The 26,011-nt window shown below is 62.2% G+C and carries 25 protein-coding genes and 4 tRNA genes; 14 read left to right on the forward strand and 15 right to left on the reverse strand.

All coding sequences use genetic code 11. The features are described from left to right. Positions 1–89: 89 nt before the first annotated feature. Together BLT92_RS19860 and BLT92_RS19865 are read left to right on the forward strand one after the other, a co-directional pair. Positions 90–1,631, forward strand: coding sequence for a fatty acyl-CoA synthetase (locus tag BLT92_RS19860; RefSeq protein WP_092108460.1), 1,542 nt, complete (start codon positions 90–92; stop codon positions 1,629–1,631). 96 nt (positions 1,632–1,727) lie between these two features. Next, a complete protein-coding gene (locus tag BLT92_RS19865; RefSeq protein WP_197679648.1) occupies positions 1,728–3,134 on the forward strand; it encodes a uracil-xanthine permease family protein in 1,407 nt (468 codons plus the stop codon). 98 nt (positions 3,135–3,232) lie between these two features. Here BLT92_RS19865 and BLT92_RS19870 read toward each other — a convergent pair whose 3' ends face one another. From BLT92_RS19870 to BLT92_RS19880, 3 genes are all read right to left on the reverse strand, one after another. Continuing rightward, the gene (locus BLT92_RS19870; RefSeq protein WP_092108462.1) at positions 3,233–3,778 is read right to left on the reverse strand and encodes a YceI family protein; all 546 of its coding nucleotides are present in this window, start codon (positions 3,776–3,778) and stop codon (positions 3,233–3,235) included. A gap of 239 nt (positions 3,779–4,017) precedes the next feature. Beyond that, positions 4,018–4,091, reverse strand: a tRNA-Val gene (locus BLT92_RS19875). Between the two features lie 162 nt (positions 4,092–4,253). Beyond that, complete coding sequence (locus BLT92_RS19880; protein ID WP_092108464.1) at positions 4,254–4,745, reverse strand: TetR family transcriptional regulator; 492 nt, start codon at positions 4,743–4,745, stop codon at positions 4,254–4,256. Between the two features lie 82 nt (positions 4,746–4,827). Between BLT92_RS19880 and BLT92_RS19885 the strand changes: the two genes are divergently transcribed. Further along, positions 4,828–4,904, forward strand: a tRNA-Pro gene (locus BLT92_RS19885). A 143-nt stretch (positions 4,905–5,047) separates the two neighbouring features. Here BLT92_RS19885 and BLT92_RS19890 read toward each other — a convergent pair. Continuing rightward, positions 5,048–5,389, reverse strand: coding sequence for a cupin domain-containing protein (locus BLT92_RS19890; RefSeq protein WP_231938932.1), 342 nt, complete (start codon positions 5,387–5,389; stop codon positions 5,048–5,050). Positions 5,390–5,550: 161 nt separating this feature from the next. On the opposite strand from BLT92_RS19890, the gene BLT92_RS19895 reads away from it, so the two are divergent. Continuing rightward, positions 5,551–6,150 (forward strand): DUF2249 domain-containing protein, encoded by a 600-nt coding sequence (locus tag BLT92_RS19895; protein WP_092108468.1) that lies wholly within the window; start codon positions 5,551–5,553, stop codon positions 6,148–6,150. A gap of 81 nt (positions 6,151–6,231) precedes the next feature. Here BLT92_RS19895 and BLT92_RS19900 read toward each other — a convergent pair whose 3' ends face one another. Together BLT92_RS19900 and BLT92_RS19905 are read right to left on the reverse strand one after the other, a co-directional pair. Continuing rightward, positions 6,232–6,660, reverse strand: coding sequence for a DUF1801 domain-containing protein (locus BLT92_RS19900; protein ID WP_092108470.1), 429 nt, complete (start codon positions 6,658–6,660; stop codon positions 6,232–6,234). A gap of 46 nt (positions 6,661–6,706) precedes the next feature. Continuing rightward, the gene (locus BLT92_RS19905; protein ID WP_092108472.1) at positions 6,707–7,183 is read right to left on the reverse strand and encodes an Lrp/AsnC family transcriptional regulator; all 477 of its coding nucleotides are present in this window, start codon (positions 7,181–7,183) and stop codon (positions 6,707–6,709) included. A gap of 109 nt (positions 7,184–7,292) precedes the next feature. On the opposite strand from BLT92_RS19905, the gene BLT92_RS19910 reads away from it, so the two are divergent. Together BLT92_RS19910 and BLT92_RS19915 are read left to right on the forward strand one after the other, a co-directional pair. Beyond that, a complete protein-coding gene (locus BLT92_RS19910) occupies positions 7,293–8,474 on the forward strand; it encodes a trans-sulfuration enzyme family protein (RefSeq protein WP_092108474.1) in 1,182 nt (393 codons plus the stop codon). Between the two features lie 93 nt (positions 8,475–8,567). Then, positions 8,568–9,320 carry a MerR family transcriptional regulator gene (locus BLT92_RS19915; protein ID WP_092108476.1) on the forward strand — a complete coding sequence of 251 codons (753 nt, stop codon included), beginning with the start codon at positions 8,568–8,570 and terminating at the stop codon, positions 9,318–9,320. On the opposite strand, the gene BLT92_RS19920 is transcribed toward BLT92_RS19915, so the two are convergent. Genes BLT92_RS19920 through BLT92_RS19930 form a run of 3 tightly spaced genes read right to left on the reverse strand, consistent with a single transcriptional unit; the run spans position 9,321 to position 10,683 of the window. Then, positions 9,321–9,725 carry an HIT family protein gene (locus BLT92_RS19920; RefSeq protein WP_092108478.1) on the reverse strand — a complete coding sequence of 135 codons (405 nt, stop codon included), beginning with the start codon at positions 9,723–9,725 and terminating at the stop codon, positions 9,321–9,323. 29 nt (positions 9,726–9,754) lie between these two features. Beyond that, entirely contained in the window at positions 9,755–10,243 is a 489-nt protein-coding gene (locus BLT92_RS19925) for a peroxiredoxin (protein WP_092108480.1), read from the reverse strand. Next, a complete protein-coding gene (locus tag BLT92_RS19930; protein ID WP_231938933.1) occupies positions 10,240–10,683 on the reverse strand; it encodes a DUF3052 domain-containing protein in 444 nt (147 codons plus the stop codon). Before BLT92_RS19930 ends, BLT92_RS19925 begins: the two co-directional genes overlap by 4 nt. Before the next feature lie 261 nt (positions 10,684–10,944). Here BLT92_RS19930 and aceE point away from each other — a divergent pair, with 261 nt between their 5' ends. From aceE to BLT92_RS19960, 6 genes are all read left to right on the forward strand, one after another. Continuing rightward, positions 10,945–13,707 carry a pyruvate dehydrogenase (acetyl-transferring), homodimeric type gene (gene aceE, locus BLT92_RS19935; protein ID WP_092108484.1) on the forward strand — a complete coding sequence of 921 codons (2,763 nt, stop codon included), beginning with the start codon at positions 10,945–10,947 and terminating at the stop codon, positions 13,705–13,707. Positions 13,708–13,860: 153 nt separating this feature from the next. Beyond that, the gene (locus BLT92_RS19940; protein WP_092108486.1) at positions 13,861–15,060 is read left to right on the forward strand and encodes a PucR family transcriptional regulator; all 1,200 of its coding nucleotides are present in this window, start codon (positions 13,861–13,863) and stop codon (positions 15,058–15,060) included. A gap of 55 nt (positions 15,061–15,115) precedes the next feature. Beyond that, on the forward strand, positions 15,116–16,021 hold the full coding sequence (locus tag BLT92_RS19945) for an ACP S-malonyltransferase (protein ID WP_092108488.1): 906 nt from the start codon (positions 15,116–15,118) through the stop codon (positions 16,019–16,021). A 19-nt stretch (positions 16,022–16,040) separates the two neighbouring features. Next, the gene (locus BLT92_RS19950; RefSeq protein WP_092108490.1) at positions 16,041–17,042 is read left to right on the forward strand and encodes a beta-ketoacyl-ACP synthase III; all 1,002 of its coding nucleotides are present in this window, start codon (positions 16,041–16,043) and stop codon (positions 17,040–17,042) included. Between the two features lie 118 nt (positions 17,043–17,160). Further along, positions 17,161–17,412: an acyl carrier protein gene (locus BLT92_RS19955; protein ID WP_009882400.1), complete on the forward strand. Its 252-nt coding sequence runs from the start codon at positions 17,161–17,163 to the stop codon at positions 17,410–17,412. 65 nt (positions 17,413–17,477) lie between these two features. Next, positions 17,478–18,722 carry a beta-ketoacyl-[acyl-carrier-protein] synthase family protein gene (locus tag BLT92_RS19960; RefSeq protein WP_092108492.1) on the forward strand — a complete coding sequence of 415 codons (1,245 nt, stop codon included), beginning with the start codon at positions 17,478–17,480 and terminating at the stop codon, positions 18,720–18,722. Between the two features lie 458 nt (positions 18,723–19,180). Here BLT92_RS19960 and BLT92_RS19965 read toward each other — a convergent pair whose 3' ends face one another. Beyond that, entirely contained in the window at positions 19,181–19,672 is a 492-nt protein-coding gene (locus BLT92_RS19965) for a DUF3145 domain-containing protein (RefSeq protein ID WP_092109673.1), read from the reverse strand. Between the two features lie 293 nt (positions 19,673–19,965). Between BLT92_RS19965 and BLT92_RS19970 the strand changes: the two genes are divergently transcribed. Beyond that, on the forward strand, positions 19,966–20,418 hold the full coding sequence (locus tag BLT92_RS19970) for a hypothetical protein (protein ID WP_157691506.1): 453 nt from the start codon (positions 19,966–19,968) through the stop codon (positions 20,416–20,418). A gap of 5 nt (positions 20,419–20,423) precedes the next feature. Here the strand turns inward: BLT92_RS19970 and BLT92_RS19975 are convergent. The 5 genes from BLT92_RS19975 to BLT92_RS19995 all read right to left on the reverse strand — a co-directional run bounded on the left by BLT92_RS19975 (position 20,424) and on the right by BLT92_RS19995 (position 24,847). After that, a tRNA-Ile gene (locus BLT92_RS19975) sits at positions 20,424–20,500 on the reverse strand. Positions 20,501–20,632: 132 nt separating this feature from the next. After that, a complete protein-coding gene (locus BLT92_RS19980; protein ID WP_092108496.1) occupies positions 20,633–21,892 on the reverse strand; it encodes an EAL domain-containing protein in 1,260 nt (419 codons plus the stop codon). Positions 21,893–21,976: 84 nt separating this feature from the next. Next, positions 21,977–23,437 carry an MFS transporter gene (locus tag BLT92_RS19985; protein ID WP_231938934.1) on the reverse strand — a complete coding sequence of 487 codons (1,461 nt, stop codon included), beginning with the start codon at positions 23,435–23,437 and terminating at the stop codon, positions 21,977–21,979. A gap of 141 nt (positions 23,438–23,578) precedes the next feature. After that, entirely contained in the window at positions 23,579–24,637 is a 1,059-nt protein-coding gene (locus BLT92_RS19990; protein WP_092108500.1) for an LLM class flavin-dependent oxidoreductase, read from the reverse strand. Positions 24,638–24,774: 137 nt separating this feature from the next. Next, positions 24,775–24,847 (reverse strand) — tRNA-Asn (locus BLT92_RS19995). A gap of 224 nt (positions 24,848–25,071) precedes the next feature. Here BLT92_RS19995 and BLT92_RS20000 point away from each other — a divergent pair. Next, positions 25,072–25,983 (forward strand): DMT family transporter, encoded by a 912-nt coding sequence (locus BLT92_RS20000; RefSeq protein WP_231938935.1) that lies wholly within the window; start codon positions 25,072–25,074, stop codon positions 25,981–25,983. Positions 25,984–26,011: the final 28 nt, after the last annotated feature.

The following is a 26,011-nucleotide window of genomic DNA, read 5'->3' on the forward strand; positions in this document are numbered from 1 at the left end:
TCGACTTAGCAGCACAGAATTGTCCGGGTCACCTGGAAAATATGTGAGACGTGGTTCACCAGACGATCGTTCGGTTATAGATTTGGCCCATGACTACGAATGCATCGACCACGCCATCGCCTAGCCTGCGCTTCTCCTCGACCGTCGCCGATATCGTGCGCCGCAGCGCAGGACGCTTCGGTGACGATGTCGCCGTCGAGTTCGGCGACCGCACCTGGACCTATTCCAGCCTGGATACGGCAGTCACCGCTGTGGCGCGGGAGCTGGTCAGCCTCGGCGCGCAGAAGGGAGACCGGATCGCCGCCTACGGGAAGAACTCCGACCTCTACCTCCTCCTCTACCTCGGATGTGCCCGCGCCGGCCTCATCCATGTGCCGGTGAACTATCAGCTCAAGAACGACGAGCTCGACTACATCCTCGACAATTCCGGAGCGAAGGTCGTCTTCGCCGATGCGGATCTCCTCGACGCGGTCAGCGCCACACCGACTGGATCCGGAGCTCAGGTCAAGGACTTCGCCACCCTTGTCGACCCGGCAACCGCCGCAGACATCGCCCCGGCCGCTGCTGAAGAGTTCGACGTCGTCGACACCGACGTCGCACAGCTGCTCTACACCTCAGGCACCACCTCGGCGCCCAAGGGAGCGATCATGACCCACCGTGCACTCGTGCACGAATACATGTCATCGTTGATGAGCCTCGACTTCGCTCCCACGGACCGGGTCGTCCATGCTCTGCCCCTCTACCATTCGGCGCAGATGCATGTCTTCCTGATTCCGCTGTTGGCCATCGGAGCGCACAACATCGTCGTTCCGGCACCGGTCCCCGAGCAGCTGCTGGCGATCTTCGAAGAACGCGAGATCAACTCCTTCTTCGCTGCGCCAACGGTGTGGGTCGCCCTGGCCAACAGTCCGGACCTCGATACCCGCAACCTCGAGAGCTTGCGCAAGGCCTACTACGGAGCCTCGATTATGCCCGGTCCGGTGCTGGAGAAGCTGCGGCAGCGTCTGCCCAAGCTCGGCTTCTACAACTGCTTCGGCCAATCCGAGATGGGGCCTCTGTGCACCGTGCTGCGCCCAGAAGAGCACGATGATCACGCGGCTTCGGCCGGACGAGCGGTCTTCTTCGTCGAGACGCGTGTCGTCGATGCCGAGGGCGATGATGTCGGAGTCGGTGAGCAGGGCGAAATCCTCTACCGGTCACCCCAATTGTGCGAGGGCTACTGGAACAAGCCAGAGGCGACAGCAGAAGCCTTCGACTACGGCTGGTTCCATTCCGGAGACCTCGTCACCATGGACGAATCCGGTTTCGTGGAGGTCATCGACCGTGTCAAGGACGTCATCAACACCGGCGGTGTTCTGGTGGCCAGCCGACAGGTCGAGGACGCGATCTTCGAACTCCCTCAGGTCGCCGAAGTGGCGGTGGTCGGTGTTGCCGATGAGAAGTGGATCGAAGCGGTCTCGGCGTTCGTCGTCACCAAGTCTGACCAGGGTGAGCTCACCGAGGCTGATGTGCTCGCACATGTCAAGGATCGTCTGGCCGGGTTCAAAGTGCCCAAGCGCGTCGAGTTCGTGGCCGAACTGCCCAAGAACTCAGCCGGCAAGATCCTCAAACGTCAGCTCCGCGAGGTCTGAGACTCACCTCGCCTGATCAGGCGAATAGACTGCTCTGGGCATTGAACGCAAGACGAGCAGACGCCGCAGCCTGAGGGCAGGCGGATGAGGAGACGAATGGTGGCATCCCACGACGAGGCGACACCTGCTTCCAGCCCTTTCGACGGCTGGCGGGGCTGGAAGCAGCACGGAGACGGCAAAACGATACGACCCGGTGAGTCCGTCCTCCCGGAGGAACGGTTGAGCTGGCCGCGGACCGTGGGCATCGGGGCACAGCATGTCGTGGCCATGTTCGGTGCAACGTTCCTCGTGCCGCTGCTGACCGGCTTCCCGCCCTCGACGACGCTGTTCTTCACCGCCATCGGCACACTGCTCTTCCTGCTCATCACCAAGGGAATGATGCCCTCGTATCTGGGGGCGTCGTTCGGACTGCTGGCACCCATCGGTGCCGTCACCGGATTCTCGGCCACCTCCGGTGACGACCTTGAGCCGCATGCCATGGCGCTCGCTCAGGGCGGGATCATCTCCGTCGGCGTGACTCTCGCGCTGGTGGGCATCGTCGTTCATTTCGCGGGAGTGCGTTGGATCGAGGTCACGATGCCACCGGTCGTCACCGGCGCCATCGTGGCTCTCATCGGGCTCAACCTGGCACCGGCTGCCTGGGACTGGGTGAAGGAAGCTCCTCTGACCGCCGTGATCACGATCGTCACGATTCTGGTCACAAGCGTGCTGTTTCGGGGGATGCTCGGACGCCTCTCCATCCTCATCGGCGTCCTCGTCGGCTACGGTGCCGCATGGGTGCAGGGCCAGATCCATTTCACCACTGTCGGTCAAGCCGACTGGGTCGGGCTGCCTGAATTCCACGCACCGGCCTTCGACTTGGGCTACCTGGGACTCTTTCTGCCTGTCGTCTTCGTCCTCATCGCCGAGAACATCGGACATGTGAAGTCCGTGTCGGCCATGACCGGCCGCGATCTCGACAAGGTCACCGGCAGAACCCTGTTCGCCGACGGTTTCTCGACGATTCTCGCCGGTTCCGGAGGAGGTTCGGGAACGACGACCTATGCGGAGAACATCGGCGTCATGGCCGCGACTCGAATCTTCTCCACGGCCGCGTATCTGTGTGCGGGCATCATCGCTCTGGTCCTCAGTCTCCTGCCGAAGTTCGGGGAGATCATCGCGACCATCCCACCCGGGGTCCTCGGCGGGGCGGCAACCGTTCTCTACGGAATGATCGGTCTGCTGGGTGTGCGCATCTGGGTGGAGAACAGGGTCGACTTCTCCAACCCGATCAACCTCAACACCGCTGCCGTTGCGCTCATCGTCGCAATCGCCAACTTCACCTGGACTCCTGGAGATCTTCAGTTCGAAGGCATCGCACTCGGATCAGCCTCGGCGATCATCATCTATCAGGTCATGCGCGCCATCGCGAAATGGCGCGGCACCGATCCGGACGATCCGACTGAAAGCGGTTCCGAGGGAGAAGCGCAGTCTCCGGCACAGTCTCCGCCCACGTCGACTTAGGCTGCCTTCTGCCCGCACTCCGCAGACAGCAAACGGGCGGCAGGTGCAATCGCGCACCTGCCGCCCGTTTCCGTGGACATCTATCTCTGTCCGAGCAACTACTCCTGGATCAGTGCCAACTCGAATTCCAAGGTGATCTTGTCGCTGACGAGAACGCCTCCGGAGTCAAGCTTGGTGTTCCAGGTCACGCCCCAGTCCTTGCGATCGATGCGGCGCTTGCCTTCAAGCCCGACCCTGAGCACACCGTTCTGGTCACGATCGACGCCGAGGAGCTCAAGCGGAATCGACACGGACCGGGTGACGTCCCGAATCGTCAGATCGCCATTGACGATGTAGCTGCCTTCCTCGACCTCATCGACTCCGGTGCTCGTGAACGTGATCTTCGGATACTTCTCGACGTCGAAGAAGTCCGCACTTCGCAGGTGAGCATCGCGGTCCGGGGTGCGCGTATCGACACTGTCGACATCGATGGAGATCGTTGCCTCGGTCTTGGACAGGTCGTCAGCATCGATGCTCACGACGCCTTCAACGACGTTGAACGCTCCGCGGATCCGCGAAACCATCGCGTGTCGGGTCGAGAATCCGAGGCGAGTATGCATGGGATCGATGACCCATGTTCCTGTCAGCTGTTCTTCGGTAGACATGATGGCGCTCCTTTGGCCGAATGAAGATCGTAGAAACCCGGTGGTGGGGGCCCAGATCAGTGCTGTGGGCGTACCGGTGGACACATAGATTCAGCCTATCGGCTTTGCGGCCGCGCTGTCATGTTGAAAGCGCAATTGTGTCTTAACTGATGCGGGTTGCAGCCGCGCAGATGAGCTGGGTCAGCGGCGAAGGTTGAGTGATCGGGTTCCATCGAGCGAGAGCCTGAGGAGCGGAAAGGTGGGCCCAGAGGGACTTGAACCCCCGACCCTCTCGGTGTAAACGAGATGCTCTAGCCAACTGAGCTATAGGCCCCACTGCAGGTTCGCAACAATGCTCGCGAACGTGCTAGATCAGTATGCCATATGGCAGGCGAGCAGATGAAATGCGCTGAGAGTTGCAGACAGTCTCACCGTCGGAAGCGGGAGCCCTTCCCGAATCGGCGGGGTCGTGAGTCCGTCTTCCATTCTGGGAAACTCAACCATCGTCAGCACTGAGCAAACGGGCCGTGGCTATCGCGAATTCCTCACCGGAATCCGCCGACTCAATGCCGAAGAGTCGGCGATTCTGTTCGATCGCCACAACACCCAGCGCATGTGCCATCACACCGTGCGAAACCGCGTGACCCAGGGACTCGACGCTCAAAGCGTCGGGAGTCACTTCGCCGGGGGCGATCGAGTAGCCCAGCAGCATGATCTCAGCACCGTCACGGTATGAGAGAAGGATCTCCCTCAGCCCCATCGCAGTCACCTGCGGATCAGAAGGCAGCGGACAGCGGGCGTTGATCTCGGCGTTCATCCGTGTCGCGATGAGGACGAAGAGCTCCTGCTTGTCCTTGACATGCCAATACAGGGCGGAGGGCTGAACGTCGAGCTCACGGGCCAGCCTGCGCATCGACAGATCACCCAAACCGTAGCGTGACAGGATGTCGAGGGCGGTTGTCGTGATGCTCCCGGCAGTCAGTGCCAATGAGACGTTCCTTCCGTTCGCAGATGGTCGACCGTGCCGATTTTTCAGAACGCGTCACCATCGCTATAGTAGTTCCTGGTCACGGGATATAGCGCAGCTTGGTAGCGCGCCTCGTTCGGGACGAGGAGGTCGTGGGTTCGAATCCCGCTATCCCGACCATGAGGAGGTACCTCCCGTTTGCGGGGAATGTGTCGCGACATCGTTTCTACGATGTCGCGACATTTTTTGTCCCCTGTGCGGCCGCAGTGAAGATTCCTCCTGGTCACAGCCATCGGAATCCTCACTGACGCTCATCTGAACGATCAGCTGACGTCGGTTCGAATGGTCAGCAGGAAGGCAACGTCCTCATGCGCGGTGACGGAGTGACGCTGCGGAGGGATCGTCATGAGGTCACCGCTGCGAAGTTCCCACGTCTCCTCCGCAGCTGACAGTGCCACGCTCCCCTTCAGCACCTGCAGGGTTGCCTCCGGCGGCGAGTCATGCTCGGCCATTGTGGTTCCTGCGGTCAGTGTCAACAGGGCCTGTTTGAGATATTGACCGCTGTAGACTCCGTGTGCGGCCCGTCCGCTGTTGGCACTTCGAGCCTTATTCAGAAGCTCGTCAGTGAGTTCGGCGAGGTTCTGCGTGTGTGAATTGTCGGTCATCATCAGTCCTGTTCTGCGCGTTCGACGGCTGCCTGTTCGTCACCCACCGTATCGAGCGACCGTTTCAGTCGATGCCTGGTCACATGAAATCATGTTTCCGCCTTGCAGTTCTGATGCTAGCTTGTAGTTGATCGACCCCAGACCGGCATTGGAGACTGCATATGGCCGAGAGCCCCAGGCCCGAAACCATCGATGTGCGGACGGTGCCGAAGCCCGAGCGGCATCCGCTCATCATGGAGGCCTATCAGAGGCTCGACGTCGGCTCCGGCCTCATCCTCATCAACGACCACGAACCCAAGAACCTCAAGATCGAGATGGAAGCAGAGTTCGCCGAGGCGCTTGGGTGGGAATCGAAGCCGTCGGAGGACGGGGACTTCCGGGTCCTCATCAGCAAACGAGCAGCGACACCTCTCCCCCGCGTTCTCGCAGATGTGGGCGAACTGGGTGGTGTTGCCGAGAACTCCGGATCCGTGTGGCAGCTCCAGCCTCTGCAGCGCGATCTCGATGCGAACATCATCGCCCTGTCTCCTGGTGGTGAGATCAAGGAACACAGGGGGCCGGAACTCGACGTTCTCATCCATGTCCTCGATGGCGGCGGAACCCTCGAGACAGAGCTGACCACGATCCCTCTCACACCCGGCCAGATCGTGTGGCTGCCGCGTCGCTCTCAGCGGCGCTTCCTGGCCGATGCAACGCTGGGCCTGCGATACTTCTCAGTCCATCAGCGCAAACAGGGACTGACGATCACCAGCCGCCACTGAGCCTCATGGCGGATACGGAGAACTCGACAGTCATGCGTGACCACGACTGTGCGACCATGACGCACACGCGCAACGCTGCGCTCAGAGCGCGGACTCGGGATCGTCGCGCCGTTCGAAGGCGATACTGATGAGTCTGCGCAGCACCGCCTCGTCGATGTCGGCCAACTTGCGCACATACACGCATCCGGCACCTTCGGTGTACGTGCCGAGGCTGGGCAGCAGCGCGGCCCCAGCCGATGAGTCTTTGAGCCCGTAGAGCGAGAGCTGAGCCTTGCGCGGTGAGAATCCTGTCTTGGGCCACACGCCACGATTGCGCGGATTCGACGGTGAGATGTACTCGTACTGTCCGTAGCCCACGATCGATGGCCCCCACATCACGGGCTTCACACCGGTGACCTCGGTGAAGATCGCCCCCAACACAATCCCGTCTTCGCGACGCTTGTTGGGGGTGGCCTGCGCGAGGAACTCATCAACGTCGGCACCGGTGGGCTGAGTCTTCTGTGTCGTCATGGCTCAATTATGGACTCTCTGCAGTGGTGAGGCACCGCAGCGATGCTCAGGCACCGTCGGGAATCCACGAGGTGCCGTCCTGAACCTTGTAGATGAGATTGGTCCGGGTATGGGCGACAGCAGGATACCGGGTGAGGTAGTCGAGGACGAAGGACTGGACCGCCTCGGTGTCGGTGGCGACGATGTGGAGCAGATAGTCATCGGCACCGGCCATGTGGTACATCCGCACGACTCCGGGAAACTGCGGAGCCGCCGCGGTGAAGGCATCGATCTCCGCCCGGTCGTGCTTGGCCAGACGAATCGAGATCAGCGCCTGCAGCGGAATGCCTACAGCCGCGGCATCGATGTCGACACGAAACCCTTTGATCACGCCCAGGGTCCGCAATCGTTTGAGACGAAGCGAGACCGTGGATTCCGAGATCCCCACAGCGGTGGCCAAGACGGTGCCGGAAGCTCTGGCGTCTTCGCCAAGCGCCGTGAGCAGCCGTCGATCGATATCATCGAGTTCCACTTTCTGCGACATGCCTCACAGTCTGGCACATGACGATCAAGGATCTTCGAGCAGATCATGGAAAATCACAGATACTTGACGGTTGTTTGCAGTTCGTAGCAGGTATGGCTTGAATGCTCACATGAACTCAATGCACCCAGAAACACTCATGGTCCACGGCGGGATGGATGGCCTCACAGAGGCGGGCGTCCACGTTCCGGCCATCGACCTCTCGACGACCAACCCCGTCAACGATGTCGCCACCGGTGGCGACTCCTACGAATGGCTCGCCACCGGCCATGCGCTCAAGGACGGCGACTCGGCCGTCTATCAGCGCCTGTGGCAGCCCGGCGTCGCGCGCTTCGAAACGGCCCTGGCCGAACTCGAACACGCAGACGAAGCAGTCGCCTTCGCAACCGGCATGGCCGCCATGACGGCGGCACTCCTCGCGGCAGTCAACGCCGGAACGCCCCACATCGTCGCGGTGCGTCCGCTCTATGGCGGCAGCGATCACCTCCTCGAAACCGGCCTGCTGGGCACGACGGTCACCTGGGCGAAGGAAGCAGAGATCGCCTCGGCGATCCAAGACGACACTGGACTCGTCATCGTCGAGACCCCGGCCAACCCCAGCCTCGACCTTGTCGATCTCGACAGCGTCGTTGCCGCCGCCGGCACCGTTCCGGTGCTCGTGGACAACACCTTCTGCACTCCGGTCCTCCAACAGCCCATCAGACACGGTGCAGCATTGGTCCTCCACAGCGCGACGAAGTACCTCGGCGGACACGGAGACGCCATGGGCGGCATCATCGCCACCAACTCCGACTGGGCTATGCGCCTGCGTCAGGTCCGAGCGATCACGGGAGCCCTGCTGCACCCGATGGGCGCCTACCTCCTCCACCGAGGACTGCGCACCCTGGCCGTGCGCATGCGCGCGGCACAGACGACCGCGGGTGAACTGGCCGAGCGTCTGGCAGCGCACCCGGCGATCACAGCTGTCCACTACCCGGGTCTGAACGGGCAGGATCCGCGCGGGCTGCTCGGGCGCCAGATGTCCGGAGGCGGCGCAATGATCGCACTGGAACTCGCCGGCGGATTCGACGCGGCACGCAGCTTCGTCGAACACTGCAGCCTCGTCGTCCACGCAGTGTCCCTCGGCGGTGCCGACACGCTCATCCAGCACCCGGCATCGCTGACCCACAGGCCGGTCGCGGCCACGGCCAAACCCGGCGACGGTCTCATCCGGCTCTCTGTCGGTCTCGAACACGTCGATGACCTGGAAGATGATCTCATCGCCGCCCTCGACGCGAGCAGGGCAGCTGCCTGAACCGACGGATTCGACCCGGCTGGACGTCCAGGCCGAGTCTTCTTCGCCCGCCTCGTTGACATTGACGCGACGTCAACTTCTAAGCTGATCGTCATGGACTGGTCCATAAAGGAAACAGCGCGGATGACGGGGACGACGAGCCGAACACTGCGTCACTATGACGCGATCGGACTGCTGCCGCCGACGTACATCGCCGACAACGGCTACCGATACTACGACGAGAGCGGGCTGGTGCGCCTCCAGCGCATCCTCCTGCTCAAGGAACTCGGGATGTCTTTGGCCCGGATCGCTGAGGTGCTCGAGAGCACCGAGGATCCGATTGCGGCATTGTCCGACCACGTGCACAGCCTCGGACGCGAGCGTGCCCGGATCGATCGGCAGATCGTCTCCGTCACCGCGACCATCGCACGATTGGAAGCAGGTGAACCTCTCATGGCAGAGGAGATGTTCGATGGATTCGACCATCGAGTGCACAAGGAAGAAGTCACACGACGCTGGGGCCGTGAGGCCTATGAGGCATCCGCCGGGTGGTGGGAGTCTCTCAGTCCCGACGATAGGCAGTCGTGGAAGGCCGATGTTGAACGGCTGAGTCAGGACTGGATGAAGGCCGCCGAGGCGGGGGCCGGCCCCGAATCGGATCGTTGCCAGGATCTAGCGCGCCGTCACGTGCAGTGGCTCAGTGCCACACCGGGGACACCGGCGCATGATCCCGGCGGTGACCTCGACGGCTACGTCCGCGGTCTCGCCGATATGTACGTCAGTGATCCGCGGTTCGGCGCCAACTACGGTGGCGTGGCGGGGGCGGAGTTGGTTCGAGACTCACTCAACCTCTACCTCGACGCCTGATCAGGACTGCTGTTCCAGGGCTCGCCGAATCTTCTCGGCGGGCCCTGCCAGCGCTTCGGGGCTCTGCATGGGGGCACGGTCCGAGATGTCGAAGTCGTCCATCGAGTTCGTCGCCAAGACGTGGATATGCAGATGCGGGACCTCGTATCCGACGACCAGCATGCCGATCCGCTCGCAGTCGAAAGCCTCCTGCTGGGCGCGACCGACCTGACGTGCCACCTTCATCAGGTGATTGAGCAGGTCCTGGTCCGCGTCGATCCAATGCGAGATCTCTTCCCTGGGCACGACCATAACGTGGCCCTCGGTCATCGGTGCGACATCGAGGAACGCGACGCACACATCATCCTGGTAGACGAAGGTGCCGGGAATCTCGCCGTTGATGATCTTGGTGAAGATGGTAGCCATGGTTCATTCCTCCTTGGACGATCTGAGAGTCACTGTGCCGTTGTATCACTGCCGCAGAGCGCTCGAGCATGAGCGACATCGACGGAGAAGTCACGGGTTTCGGTTCGAGCGACCTGACGACTGGTCACGATCGTACCTGTTGAAGAGATGACGAAGACTCCACGCTCAGCCACGCCGTGAAGGTCGTCGAAGACCCCGTAGGACTTCGCCACCTCTCCGTGTGGCCAGAAGTCCGCACCGAGGTCAAGACTGACCTCACGAGCTTCTGACCACGCGGCGAGTGTGTACTTCGAATCGACGGACATGCCGATGATCTCGACCGGTTCAGCCGCATTCGCCAGTGACTGCCCCAGGTCGTCAAGGGCTTTGATCTCGTCACCGCACACGGGCGAGAAAGCGAATGGAAAGAATACGAGGATGACAGCCGATCGGCCGCGAGCCTCGGCGAGGTGGAGCGTGGACCCGAACTGATCGGGAACGCAGAAATCAGGGGCCCGGTCGCCGGGCCGAAGGATCATGAATGGTTCTTCTTGCCCACCAAACGGAAACCGGCCCAGTGATCGGCTGCGCTGACCGTTGAAGTCACGTGCATGCCAGCCGTGGGGGCTGCCTCAGAAATGTCGGCCGGGCTTATGTGGCCGGGGCGACTTGCTTTGGGAGAGAGGAGCCAGACGACTCCGCCATCCTTCAATGTGGCCTGTGCGTCGACGAGACCATCGATGAGGTCGTCATCGTCGGAACGCCACCACATCAGAATGATGTCGAAGACATCGTCGACATCACCGTCCGCGATTTTCTCACCGATGATGTTTTCGATCGCCTGGCACAGGTCCAAGTCGACGTCATCGTCGTAGCCGATTTCTTGCACATAGTCTCCCGCAGCCAAACCAAGGTTCTGGCCCAGCTCGTTGGGGAGGGTCGACGTGGAAGATGTCCTTTCAGGAGAGGAGTTACTCATGCCCTTATTGTTCCGTCAAGTGTGTCGCAGGCGCAAATGACGGCGCGTCAAGCTGATGCAATCGGCCTCAAAGGGCATCGAAGACTACGAACTCGTCATCGAGATCACAGAATTTCGGCCCAGCGAAGTTCTCGCGGGAGTACTAGGCTGATGGGAGTATCTGGTGGACCCTGGGCTCAATCATGATTTGAACTTCCATTCCACTTGAACAGCCGGATCTCGACACAACAAAGATCGTGGAGCGGAAGAGAGGACCACACCGTGGACAACCGGAAACAGGGCGGACCGATTCTCAACGGGCTGCCCAGCCAGGTGCCCGACATCGATCCCGAAGAGACTGAGGAGTGGCTGGCATCGCTGGACGGCCTCATCGACGAGGGCGGACGGTCACGCGCACGCTACGTGATGCTGCGAATGCTCCAGCGTTCGCGGGAGAAGCGCATCGGTGTGCCCAGCCTGACGGCCACCGACTATGTGAACACGTTCGGCCCAGAGAACGAGCCGTGGTTCCCCGGTGATGAAGAGGTCGAGCGCCGCTATCGCCGCTGGAACCGTTGGAATGCCGCAATGCTCGTCCATCGAGCGCAGCGGCCCGGTGTCGAGGTGGGCGGACACATCTCCACCTACGCGTCCTCTGCCACACTCTACGAAGTCGGCCTCAACCACTTCTTCCGGGGAAAGGACCATCCCGGCGGCGGCGACCATATCTTCTACCAGGGCCACGCCTCCCCCGGCATGTATGCTCGCGCCTACCTCGAAGGCCGGATGAGCGAACAGGACCTCGACGGCTTCCGTCAGCAGCAGTCCCACCAGATCGACGGCAAGCCCGGCGGACTGCCCTCCTATCCGCACCCTCATCAGCTCCCCGACTTCTGGGAACACCCGACCGTGTCGATGGGCCTGGGCCCGGTGAATGCGATAGCGCAGGCGCAGTTCGACAAGTACCTCCACAAGCGCGACATCAAGGACACGTCTCAACAGCAGACCTGGGCGTTCCTCGGTGACGGTGAGATGGACGAGCCGGAGAGTCGCGGCATGCTCCACGTCGCCGCCTTCGAAGAGCTCGACAACCTCAACTTCGTCATCAACTGCAATCTGCAGCGCCTCGACGGTCCGGTGCGCGGCAACGGCAAGATCATTCAGGAGCTCGAAGCCTATTTCCGCGGTGCCGGATGGAACGTCATCAAGGTCGTGTGGGGTCGCGAATGGGATGCCCTGCTGGGCAAGGATCGTGACGGGGCCCTGGTCAACCTCATGAACGCCACTCCCGACGGTGACTACCAGACGTACAAGGGTGAGTCCGGCGGGTTCGTCCGCGACAACTTCTTCGGTCGCGATCCCCGCACGAAGGCGATGGTCGAGGACTACACCGACGATGAGATCTGGAACCTCAAGCGCGGCGGTCACGACTACCGCAAGGTCTACGCCGCATACAAGGCGGCGACCGAGCACACCGGTCAGCCGACGGTCATTCTCGTCAAGACCGTCAAGGGCTACTCGCTGGGACCTCATTTCGAGGCCCGCAATGCGACCCACCAGATGAAGAAGATGACGATCGATGACCTCAAGCTGGCTCGCGATCACTTCCAGGTTCCGATCTCGGACAAGGACCTTGAGGCCGACCCGAAGCTGCCGCCGTACTATCACCCCGGGCAGGACGCTCCGGAGATCAAGTACCTGCAGGAACGCCGCGCCGCATTGGGCGGGTACTCCCCCGAACGACGCAGCACACACATCGATCTCAAGTTGCCCTCCGACAAGGCCTTCGACGCGGGCAAGCGCGGATCGGGCAAGCAGACGATCGCGACCACCATGGGATTCGTCCGCGTGCTCAAGGACCTCATGCGCGAGAAGGAGTTCGGCAAGCGCATCGTGCCGATCATCCCCGACGAGGCCAGGACCTTCGGCATGGACTCGTTCTTCCCGACGGCGAAGATCTACAATCCGCACGGCCAGAACTACATCTCGGTCGACCGCGACCTGTTCCTCGCCTACAAGGAAGCCACCGACGGCCAGCTGCTCCACATGGGCATCAATGAGGCTGGTGCCACCGCGGCGCTGACCGCTGTCGGCACCTCCTATGCCACACACGGCGAGCCGATGATCCCGTTCTACATCTTCTATTCGATGTTTGGGTTCCAGCGCAGCGGCGACTTCTTCTGGGCGGCGGGCGATCAGATGGCCCGTGGATTCGTCCTCGGCGCCACCGCCGGCCGGACCACGCTGGTGGCGGAAGGCCTCCAGCACGGTGACGGTCATTCGCACCTGCTGGCGTCGACCTATCCGTCCATCGTGTCCTACGATCCTGCCTACACCTACGAGATCGCCCGCATCGTCCGCGATGGCATTCACCGCATGTACGATCCGGACGATGAACGTGACCCCAACGTCATGTACTACCTCACCATGTACAACGAGCCGATGGTTCAGCCTCCTGAGCCAGACGACCTCGACGTCGAGGGGGTTCTCAAGGGCATGTACCTGCTGTCCAAGGGTCCGGACAACGGCGGCCCGAAGGTCCAGCTCATGGCCTCCGGCGTGGGTGTGCCGTGGATCCTCGAGGCGCAGGAGCTCCTGGCCGAGGACTGGGGCGTATCGGCTGATGTGTGGTCGGTGACCTCATGGACCGAGCTGCGTCGCGACGGCCTGGCCGTCGAAGACGAGCGACTGCTCAATCCTGATGGCGAAGCACGTGTGCCGTACGTGACCCAGCAGATGGCCGAGGTCGATGGACCCGTTGTGGCGACCTCGGACTTCATGCGGGCGGTTCCGGATCAGATCCGTCAGTACGTGCCCAGCCACTTCACCTCCCTGGGCACCGACGGCTATGCGATCTCGGACACCCGTCCGGCCGCTCGCCGCTACTACCACGTCGACGGACCCTCCGTCGTGACACAGGCTCTGATGTCCCTGGCCGACACCGGCGCGATCTCCATCGACAAGGCCGCCGAGGCGGCGCGGAAGTACCGACTCGACGACGTCACCGCGGGGGCGTCGGGATCGACCGAAGGCGCGGGGGCCTGAACCCACCGCACTGATCCACCGCCCTGGGCGGTGAAATCGATACCGCACAAGTATGGCCGGAGTCTCCAAGGCTCCGGCCATACTTGTGTCATTCGACAAAAACTTGTGTGTCGCATACAAGCAATTTGTGCTCAAGCCTTTAAAGTGGTGCCTATGACAACTGATGCCGAGACGCTCCGGCGCCGCGCAGAGACGGCACGACGTCTGCGGGCCGGAGTGGGAGTCCTGTCCACTGTGACCCTGCAGCGACTCGAAGCTCGGCTCCCCTGGTACCGCGGCATGTCTCCCTCCGACCGATCCTGGGTCGGACTGTTGGCCCAGTCGGGCATCTCGTCATTCATCGACTGGTACCGCAAGCCTGATACGGACCTGCGAGTCGTCAGCGAGATCTTCAAATCCGCCCCCCGCGATCTCATCCGCGCCATCAGCCTGCAGCAGACGCTCCAGCTGCTCAAGGTCGTCGTCGAGGTCGTTGAGGAGAGGGTGCCCGACATTGCGCGCACGGTCGAACAGCCGGCGTTGCGGGAAGCCGTCCTCGTCTATTCCCGTGAGATCGCCTTCGCCGCCGCCGATGTCTATGCCCGCGCCGCCGAGGCCAGAGGCAGCTGGGATGCTCGTCTGGAAGCTATGGTCGTCGATGCCCTGGTCCGCGGCGATTCCGTCGATGAGCTGGCCAGCCGCACCGCAGCCTTCGGTTGGCAGTCCGAGGGCCCCGTCAGCGTCCTCGTCGGGCGGGCACCCCAGAGATCGGCCAAGCGAGGCCTCGACGTCATCCGACGCAAGGCTCGGAAATGGGCCGATGACGCGCTCGTCGGCATTCACGACAACCGGCTGCTCATCGTCCTCGGCGGTGCCACCGATCTCGATACGGCCGTTGAGGATCTCTCCGACTGCTTCGGACCCTCGGAGGTCATCGTGGGACCCAGTGTTCCGAGTCTCGCGGAGGCCGCCACCTCGGCGAAGGCAGCGATCATGGCGCTCAAGGCCGCCACGGCCCGTCCCGACTCTCCGCGTCCGGTCAAGGCCGAAGAGCTCCTGCCCGAACGCGCACTGTCGGGAGACACCGTCGCCCTGGGGCAACTCATCAGCCGCTATTACGAACCACTGACGTCGGGGACCGGACAGCTGCTGAAGACGGTCAGCGCCTACGTCGAGTTCGGGTCATCTCTGGAAGCCACGGCCAAGGCTCTCTCCGTCCATCCGAACACGGTGAGATACCGACTGCGGAAGATCACCTCGGCGATCTCACTCGATCCGACGATCTCCCGTGATGCCTTCGTCATCCACATCGCATTGGTCTACGGGCGACTGTCAGATGCAGGGCTATTGTCGAACACCGACAAAACACACTGAGCCCAGCGCACTATCCACTAGATTGAACATTGAAGTCGAGCGAAAAGAGAACTGAGTGCTAGCAATCACGTGCCCGGGCCAGGGGGCCCAGAAGTCGGGCTTTCTGAGTTCCTTCCTGGAACTCGACGCCTTCGCCGCACAGATCGACGAACTTTCCGCCGCATCCGGGATCGACCTGCGACTGCACGGAACAGAATCGGACGACGAGACCATCAAGGACACAGCACTGGCACAGCCGCTGCTCGTCGCTTCAGCGATCGCCTGCGCCGCTGAGCTCGGAGTCACAGCGGAGTATGTCGCCGGGCACTCGGTCGGTGAAATCGCTGCCGCGCAGATCGCCGGTGTCTTCTCTCCTGCCGATGCCATGCGCTTCGTCGCAGTCCGCGGAGCAGGTATGGCAGCTGCGGCGGCCCAGACTCCCACCGGCATGTCGGCCGTCGTCGGCGGCGACCCGGACGACGTCCTGGCTGCCATCGAGGCCGCCGGTGTCAGCCCTGCCAACGTCAACGGCGGCGGACAGACTGTGGCAGCGGGATCGTTGGCGGATCTGGAGAAGCTGGCCGAGAACCCGCCGGAGAGGGCACGTGTCATCGCTTTGCCCGTGGCTGGTGCCTTCCACACCGAGTACATGGCGCCGGCGACAAAGGAATTGAACGCCACCGCCTCGGCGCTCGAAGTTGCCGATCCTGCCTCTTATATCCTGAGCAATTCCGACGGAACAGTCGTCGAGAGCGGTCAGGATTACGTGGAGCGCCTCGTCAAGCAGGTCACGAACCCGGTGCGCTGGGATCTGTGCCAGGAGACTCTGCTGAACGCGGGGATCACCGGAATGATCGAGCTCGTCCCCGGCGGCACGCTGACCGGAATCGCACGACGCGCCATGAAGGGCGTGGAGACATTCGCCATCAAGTCCGCCGCCGACCTCGACGGTGCGCGTGAGTTCGCCGCGGCCCACGCCTGACCATCAAAGGAAGACCACCATGCCTACACTGAAGACCGCAGAACCCGGAAGCTTCTCCACGATCACGGGCATCGGCGCATACCGTGCCGAAAACCTCGTCACCAACGATGACATCGCAGGCCCGATCAACTCTTCGGACGAGTGGATCCGCCAGCGCACCGGCATCATCACACGGCGTCGGGCCAGCAAGGATGTCGGCGTCCTGGATATGTGCGAAGAAGCCGCTCTCGAGGCGATCGCCTCGTCGGGTCTCAAACCCGAAGACATCGGCGGCATCATCATCTCCACCGTCACATTCGAATATTTCACCCCATCTGCGGCAGCGGCGCTGACCGCCCGCCTGGGCACCGGGCCCATCCCCGCCTGGGACATCAGCGCGGCCTGCGCCGGGTACTGCTATGGCATCGGTCAGGCCGACGCTCTCGTGCGTTCGGGTGCGATGGACAACATCCTGGTCATCGGTGCTGAGAAGCTTTCCGAGGTCATCGATCCCGAGGATCGTTCGATCTCGTTCATCCTCGGTGATGGAGCCGGCGCTGTCGTCGTCTCCTCATCCGATGAGCCCGGCATTTCGAAGACCGTCTGGGGTTCGAAGGGTGAGAACTGGTCGACGATCCGCATGACCGAGTCGCTCTACGACGTCCGCGATGATCGCGACACCCCGTTCCCGACTCTGCGCCAGGACGGGCCGACCGTCTTCCGCTGGGCTGTCTGGGACGGCGCCGAGGTGGCCAAGGAGGCACTTGCCGAATCCGGCATCGACGCCTCCGACCTCGCGGCCTTCGTCCCCCACCAGGCCAATATGCGCATCATCGACGAACTCGCCAAGCAGCTCAAGCTGCCCGAGCACGTCGTCATCGCGCGCGACATCGCAGACAACGGCAACACCTCGGCGGCTTCCATCCCGTTGGCCACCGAACGTCTGCTGCGCGAACAACCCGAGCTCAGTGGAGGATTGGCTCTCCAGATCGGCTTCGGAGCCGGTCTCGTCTTCGGCGCCCAGGTGATCCGCCTCCCTTAAACGGGCCCATTCGCGGAAAACTCTCCGTGAATGTTCTAAGATATTCGGCGGGACACTCGTCGAAAAGTTCCTCAACCGGTCGAACAACCCTCGGCTGACACTAGAAAGTAGGAAAGAAATGGCATTCACCGAAGCTGAAGTCCTCGCTGGACTGGCAGAGATCGTCAACGAAGAAACCGGTCTGGCTGTGGAAGCAGTCGAGGCCAACAAGTCCTTCACCGATGACCTCGACATCGACTCCATCTCGATGATGACCATCGTCGTCAACGCTGAGAAGAAGTTCGGCGTGAAGATTCCGGATGACGACGTCAAGGACCTCGTCACCGTCCAGGACGCTGTTGACTACATCAACAAGGCTCAAGAGGCCTGAGAAACCACCCGAACACGGCCCGTCCACAGACGGGCCGTGTCCACTCTATCGACGAGGTTTGTACCATGACACCTAAAGTTGTCGTCACCGGGATTGGTGCGGTAACCCCATTGGGCGCGACGGCCGATGCCACGTGGCAAGCCACTCTGGCCGGCGAGTCCGGCGTCCACACAATGGACAATGATTGGTCCGAGAAGTACGGCCTCGCCGTCGACTTCGCAGCACAGGTAGACCCACAGGTCGTTCCCGAAAATCTCAAACGCGTCCAGGCCAAACGCCTCGACCCCTCCTCACAGTTCGCTCTGATCTCCGCTCGTGAAGCCATGGCCGACGCCGGGCTCGAGGAGACCGATCCTGACCGCACCGCAGTCTCTTGGGCGACCGGAATCGGCGGAGTCTGGACTCTGCTCGACGCCTGGGACACCCTGCAGGAAGAGGGCCCACGCCGGGTCATGCCTCTGACTGTGCCGATGCTCATGCCCAACGGCCCTGCCGCGGCAATCGGTATGGAGTTCAAGGCCCGCGCAGGCGTCCAGACCATGGTCTCCGCCTGTGCTTCGTCAACCGAGAGCCTGGGACACGCCTACGACGTCGTGGCCAACGGCCACGCCGATATCGTCATCGCCGGTGGCTCCGAGGCCGCGATCCACCCGATCACGATCGCTTCGTTCAACTCCATGCAGGCGCTGTCACGTCGCACCGACTCCCCTGAGACCGCATCCCGTCCCTACGACGTCGATCGCGATGGATTCGTCATGGGCGAGGGAGCAGGGACCCTCATCCTGGAGACCGAGGAACACGCCAAGGCGCGTGGCGCGACAATCTACGCCGAGGTGTCCAGCTGGGGCATCTCGAACGACGCCTACCACATCACCGGTGGTGAACCCGGCGGCCAGTACGCGCTGCGAGCGATGCAGAGCGCGCTCGACAACGCGGAGCTCAGCCCTGCCGACATCAAGCACGTCAATGCGCATGCGACCTCGACTCCGGTCGGTGACATTCCTGAGTCGCTGGCCATCAGCGAACTGCTGGGCTCTCACGTCGGCGATGCGCTGGTCAGTGCGACCAAGTCGATGACCGGCCACCTGCTGGGTGGAACGGGGGCCGTCGAGTCGATACTGACGGTCAAGGCGCTGCAGACACGCACCGCTCCCCCGACGATCAACATCGACGAGGTCGACCCGGAGGTCGTGGGCATCAACATCGTCCGCGACACTCCCGCAGAGCTGCCTGCCGGAGACATCGCCGCGATCTCGAACTCGTTCGGCTTCGGCGGGCACAACGCCGTTGTCGCCTTCAAGTCCGTGTGATGCTGTGCTGCAGCACTGATGACTCATTGATGCCTTACTGATGCCTGCGGAGGTTTTGTTCGTCTCCGTGTGATGCAACAGCAGCTCAGGCCCTCAGCTTCATTGCTGGGGGCCTGAACTGCTGTTGCCTGAGTGCCTCGGGTTGACTGGCCCCAGGCAGAGCTGTCCCTGGCGGGACGGAGGCTGTTCTGCTGTGCTGCCATGAGCGTCGCGGCGCACCTTCGCCTTGCCGGCTCGTTTCGACACCAAGCTCGAATATGTCGTCGCCGGCGACGACATATTCCGAATTGGCGTTGATTGACTCGAGGTCATGGCAGTGCCAAATAAGGAGCGCATACGTCTCTGGGCACACCCGAGGTAGGCAGGTGTGCCCAGAGCGGTAACCAGTGACGACCGGGCTTCGGTCAAACCGTCTCTCCGACGGCTCCGCTGCTGTGTCGCGTGTTTGGTTGAGAGTGTCAGCCGACCTTCGTCAGCCAGCGAACCGGTGCGCCCTCGCCTGCGTGGCGGAAGGCGTCGAGCTCCTCGTCCCAGGCTTCGCCCAGGGCCAGAGCCATCTCAGTGGAGAGTTTGATCGGATCACCGGAGGCACGTTCCATGACGGAGCGGATGCGGTCTTCGGGGACCAGAATGTTGCCGGCAGAGTCGGTGACTGCGTGATAGATGCCGAGATCTGGAGTGTGGCTCCAGCGTCCTCCGTCGACTCCGACGGAGGGTTCCTCGGTCACTTCATAGCGCAACGACTCCCAGCCGCGGAGGGCTGAAGCGATGCGAGGACCCGAGCCCGCTGGCGCACGCCAGCAGACTTCGGCGCGCACAAGGCCTGGTGCTGCCGGCTGGGGTGTCCAGTCGAAGCGTGCCTGTGCACCGATCGCCCCGCCCGCTGCCCATTCGATGTGCGGGCATAGCGCGCGAGGTGCTGAGTGGACGAATAGTACGCCCTGTGTCATATCCATTTGTGCCTCCTACCTCGGATACGTCTTCCCCTACGATCCGAATGGAGGTGCTACAGCCCATGATAGACGAGATTTGCCCGTGCACCAAGCACTGAAATACCTGGTGGCGTGGCGTGTGGTCAAGTTCCTCAAAGGGACACGTGATGAGAGCGCCTCTGCGAGCTGCCCGCTTCCCGGACGCAGGTGGTCAATACGGATTCATGGACCTCCTGCCTTACCATGGCGATATTGCGCAAGAGAACAGGGATTCGCACACTGTACGAATATTCCCGGACTATGCTGACACCGTGCTCTGGCTCGATGGCCCCGTGGACTATGTGGGCTCTGGGCTCTCGTCCGAACTGATTTGTGTGCTGCAAGAGTGGGAACAGTCGTACTACGACTCACTGGATTCGGATCTGGAGTGGAAATCGCCGAGCGCTGCTCGTGCTTTCACCGCCATGGGCATTGACATGGCAGGCCGGGTCGCGAATGAACTCGGCGCCGAGTTCGCAATCGAATTCGCCTCCTACGAAGCCGGCGCACCGACGCACACAGTTCGAAGCCGCAGATCGGCGAACAATATGCAGGCCTCGGCAACGTTTGCGAACATCGTCTCAGAGATGGAATCGGAGAAGGAACGCGTTGCACGAATGGTGGCTGATGGTCGTCCCGGTGCCGGCTGGACGGCCGTCGCACCACTCTCCGGAGCTGTATACGCCCCGGGCGACCGCGGGCTCGGAGTCAAGAACGGCGACTGACGCGGTGGTGCCCCCGGCCGGACTTGAACCGGCGGCCAAGGAATTATGAGTTCCCTGCTCTAACCAGCTGAGCTACGGGGGCGAGCCAGAAACAAGATTAGCACCAACTGGCAGTCCGGCCCCATTCGTCCCACCTGTGGCACGCTGAGCATCAGGCTCTCGGCTCGCAGCCACCGCCGATTCCAGGCTCAATGAGGTGGGCCGGCTAGGCGAGTCAGCTCGCCGAGGTGACCGGTGAGATGCGTGTCAGTGCACTTCGGGCTGCATCGACGCAGGTGTAGCGTTCGGTCGTGATGTAGACGTCGAAGACGGTCTGACCGTCGCTGCCGGGGTCGTTGCGCTTGGACGCGGCCACGAGACCAGACCAGTCCGGACCGACCACGACGACGCCATGTTCATTGCGCATGGGATCGGAGGCATCGACAACTCCTGTGCGCACACCCGGAATCGGGGGTTCAGTGAATCCGCCGGAGAACATCGCGGTCAGTCCGACCGTGTCGCGAATGCGTTCATAGCGATCGCGGGTGGCTTGGGAGAATGTCTCGTCTTCGCCGAAGACACCGAGGGTGACCGTCGCAGCACCTGAAGCCAGAGCCCGCTCTTCAAGAGCGGCGATCTGCGCGATCAGCAGCTCACGGTTCATCACCAGCGGTTCACGCCGCAGCCCCTGGGCAATCGAGTAGGGCGTTCCCAACGCCGGCAGGTTACGCGAATGGTGATCGACCAGCCCGTCTTCGATCGGCTCCGTGAAAGGTTCGGGCTCCTTGGTTGCGGGGCCGAAGAAGGGCCCCGACATGAAGCGAGCACCGAGCGCGCGGACGCGATCGAAATCGTCTTCGGTTGTGACACCTTCGGCAAGGATCACTGCGCCGCTGCGTTCGAGGTGAGCATGGAGAAGGCGGTTGAGTTCTGCCAGATGCGAATCGCTGTCGATACGCAGCACATCGGGGTGGAGGCCGACCACAGAGGGGTTGACCAGCGGGACGAAGGAAGTGCTGCGCAGATCCGCGCCGACCGATGACATTCCCACACCCCATCCCATTGACCTCGCCTGGCGGACCGCGCGGAGCACGGATGCCGGAGAGGAGGACACTCGGGAGGCGTCGAGCTGAAGAATGACGGACCGGTCCGGCTCTTCGGTGCGATCTTCGAGGGTGGCGAAGGATTCGCCTTCGGCGTGGAGGAAGAGTCGGTTCGATTTGGGCAGCCCGGCCGCCTCGGCGGTTCTCAGAGCCGTTGCTCGAAGCGAGGCATCGATGTCGCCGATCATTGCCGATGCATGCATCTCCCGCCGGAGATTTTCGGATTCGGCATGGCCGAGAGCCGGGTCATCGATGGGAGCCTGAAGGATCTGATAGCCGACCTTGTCGAATGTGTACGCGTCGACGACGGGGGCGAAATAGGTTTCGATCCCACCCGAGCGCACCAGCTCCTCCAGAGCCAGGTCCAGATCGTGTACCGCCTCAACCACCATATGTCCTTCCATGGGCAAACGTGCGTAAACAGTCTTCCACATGGGGACACTTCGGATTGTCTAAAATCAGTAACATTATTGCGCTCAGAGCTGACGGCGGCGACCGCGCCTGACTTCAGTCAGACCGACGATTCCGGCTACGACCACGATGACCGCAATCGCTGCGAATGAGCTGATCATGCCGATGTTCCAGTCGCTGACGGCGGTGACGGCGAAGGCCAATGCGGTCATGATGGCCAAACCCATCGACGTTCCGATGCGCTGGCCAGTCTGCAGAACTCCCCCGGCCGATCCCGCGTACTTCAGGGGCACCTCCTGCAGCGTCAGGGTCTGGTTGGGGCTGATGACCATGCCCTGTGCAGCACCGATGAAGCACAAAGTCAGCAGCATCCACCATTCGCTGCCGATGCCCTGCGTGAGCAGGAAGACGACTCCGATCGTGGAGACCAGGCCCACCAGGCAGGTGATGATTCCCCAGACGACGAGTCTGCGTCCGATCTGGAATACGAAACGTCCAGACACATCCGCCGATACAGCCGAGAGCAGCGCTGCCGGCAGTCCGATCATTCCTGCAGCCAGCGCGGTGTGGTCAAGGCCCTGTTGCATGTACATGGCGATGAGCACCCAGACGCTGGTCACGCCCATGAAATAGAGGGTGATGATGATCGAGCCGTTGCTGAAGCTCTTGATGCTGAACAGCTTGAGATCGACCATGGGTGCGTGCCCACGGGCGGAATATCCGTGTTCCCATCGCGTCCAGAGCCAGATCGTGAAGAGTCCCAGCGGCAGGCCGAGCCAGATGAACCACCCGACCGATGACTCGACGAAGGGCAGCAGCACAAGGAGGACTCCGACTCCCAGAAGGATGACTCCGACCGGGTCGAGGTCGCGATCCCGCTTCGGGAAAGTGCGATCAGTCGCCGAGGCGGCCGCTGGGTCCGCATCTGTGTTGTCGTTGTCCTCGATGGGGTGCCAGGCCGATTTAGGCAGCCAGCTTCTGGCCAGGATGAGGGAGATGACGGCGAATGGCACGTTGACGAGGAATGCCGCACGCCAGCCCAGCTCAGGGCCGAAGAGCGCGATGAAGACACCACCGAGGACTGGACCGGTGGCGACGGAGAGCCCGACAGTCGTACCCATGAGCCCAAAAGCTCGCCCGCGTTGCGGCCCGTGGAAATACTGCTGCAGCAGGCCCACGACCTGAGGGTTGAGCAGTCCTGATCCGAGCCCCATGAACACGCGGGCGATGTTGAGGGTCAAGGTGCCGGGGGTGATGCCGGCGACAAGTGAGGCCAGGCCGAACAGGCCCACCCCGATCATGAACAGTTGACCGCGGCCGAAGACGTCACCGGCCCGGCCGGAAGCGACCAGCACGACTCCGAATGAGAGTGCATAGCCTGTCAGGACCCATTGGAGCGCCGACGAGGACGCCTGGAGGTCGGTCTCAATGGCGGGAAGAACGACGTTGATGATCGAGACCGAGAGCAGCGACATGAAGAGCGGGACGAGACCGATCAGGACGATTCGTCTCTGTACCTGATTCATACGCTGGCCTTCGCTCACCTGATCACCTCTGTTCAGACCGTGCCCCGCACAGAGATCACCGCACGAAACCACATCGATTCGACTACCCCCTATAAGGGGACTGTCTCATCATACGTGTCTGTGCTCAGACAACGGGCGGAATCACCCTGCGTGCCCGGTCACCGGTCCAGCAGTACTGGGCTCCCACCCCAGAGCCGGTGCAACGTAGCTGGCGAAGGACTCCAGGATGTGGAGGTTGTAATCCACTCCCAGCTGACTGGGAATCGTCAGCAGCACTGTGTCCGCGGCTTCGACGGCAGGGTCGGCCTTCAACGATTCGATGAGGTCGTCAGGTTCGCCCACATAGGTCTTGCCGAAGGTCGAGCGAGCTCCGTCGATGATGCCGATCTGATCACCTTGTCCGCCGGAGCGTCGACCGAAGTAGAGATCATCGAGGTTCGTGGTGATCGGGAAGATGCTGCGGCTAACAGACACTCGTGGGGTCCAGTTATGATCTGCGGCCTGCCACGCCGCGCGATAGCGGTCGATCTGATCACGCTGCAGTTCACCGAAGGAAGCGCCAGTGGCTTCGGTCAGGAGGGTTGAGCTCATCATATTCACGCCTTGAGCCGCTGCCCATTCGGCGGTCGCCGCGGTACCGGCACCCCACCAGACGCGCTGATCGAGGCCGGGCGAATAAGGTTCGACGCGCAGCTTCTTCCCGGGGCCGAACTGCATCGGGTCGGCCGGTGCCAGTTCCTCCCCTCTGACTGCAGACAGGAACCTCGCGAACTTCGCACGGGCCATGTTCGCGGCCTTCGCATCGTCACTGTCGGTGTGGCTGTAGCCGAAGGCTTCCCAGCCATGATCGGCTGGTTCCGGTGATCCCCGGCTGATGCCCAACGCCACACGCTGATCCGAGAGCAGATCAAGGGCCGCGGCTTCCTCCGCCAGATAGAGAGGGTTCTCATAACGCATGTCGATGACGCCGGTCCCGACCTCGATGCGAGAGGTCTTGGCCGCGATCGCCGCCAACAGCGGCATCGGCGAAGCCGCCTGCTCGGCGAAATGATGAACTCGGAAATAGGCGCCGTTGACGCCGATCTCGTCGGCCCCGACACCGATCTCGACTGCTTGCTGCAATGCCTCCTTCGCCCCGTACTCCCCTGGAGCGCTTCCCGACCCGTAGTGACCGAAACTCAAGAACCCGAATGCCTTCATGCCCTCGACAACCTACTTGATCGATCAACTATTCCCGATCGCGGTCTCCGCGATGCGGCCGAGAACCCGATGCGGTCGAATGCTCCAGTGGCGCAGACACGACAACGGCCCCGTCCATCTGGACGGGGCCTTGGCGGCTCCCCCGGCTGGGCTCGAACCAGCGACCCTTCGATTAACAGTCGAATGCTCTGCCAACTGAGCTACGGAGGAAAGGCGCAGCTACCTGCGCATGTTGTGTCAGCTTAGCAAAGACCCAAGGTCCACGACAAAGCGAACCACAGTGCTTTAGCTCACAGTTCCGGTTAACCCCACCACCGGACGCCGTGGAATCCGTACAGTCAGGACAAACCCAGTCAACAACCACCTCGGCGGGGTGACTGCACTGTAAAATCAAAGGGATTCCTCACCCCATCCATGCAGCGGAAGAAGTGCACGTGACCATAGTGGCAATCGCCCTGGCCGTCCTTGCGGCGGTGGCACTGGCCTATGGGGCTCTGTACCAACATGACGCAGTCGCAGGTCAGGGTGACTCCCACAACGGACTGAGTTGGGCGCATTTCAAAGAGCTGCTGAGCAACAGTAAATGGCTCATCGGGTTGGGCATCACCGGACTGGGCACCGTCGGCAACGTTGTCGCTCTTGCTCTGGCACCTGTCATGGTCGTTCAGCCCATCGGCGCCTTTTCGCTCATCGTGTCGGTACTGCTCGGTATTCGCCATCGCGGGCTCAAGGTCAATCGACGACTCGTCCAAGCCGTCGTGTGGTGCACTGTGGGTGTGACGATCTTCGTCGCGCTGTCTGCCACCACCGCGCGGACGGAGGTGCATCTGGGATCTGACGCCATGCCACTGGTCTGGATCACCGCAGTCGTCGTCTTCATCGGACTCAGCATCATGCTGTTCTTCCGTCATGCGCCACAACTCGTCCTCATCACCGCTGCGGGCCTGTTGTTCGCATGTGTGGCGACGAATACGCACCTGGTCAGCGTGCAGCTGCTCCGCGCGGGGCTCGATCAGGTGACATGGCTCAATGTCATCGGGCTCGTCGCTGCCACTGCCATCGGATCCTGGTTCGTCCAGAATGCCTATGCTGCCGGTCCCCCGGAGATGGTCATCGCCGGGCTCACCGTCGTCGATCCCATCGGTGCCGTGATCCTCGGCTCGATCGTCCTCGGAGAGGCGGCGACCGCACCGGCCTGGTTCCTCGTCATCATCACAGCCACTGGATTGGTCGCGTGTCTAGGCGTCGTTGTATTGTCGCGGTATCACCCCGATGTCAAAGATCGAGAACACCAGCGTCGAGTCGCTCGTCGCACAGACCAGTTGACCGACACCGAGGAGAGTTGAATTCTGTCCGCGCACAGGCACACCCCAG

The sequence above is a fragment of the Brevibacterium picturae genome (assembly GCF_900105045.1).
Taxonomy (GTDB): domain Bacteria; phylum Actinomycetota; class Actinomycetes; order Actinomycetales; family Brevibacteriaceae; genus Brevibacterium; species Brevibacterium picturae.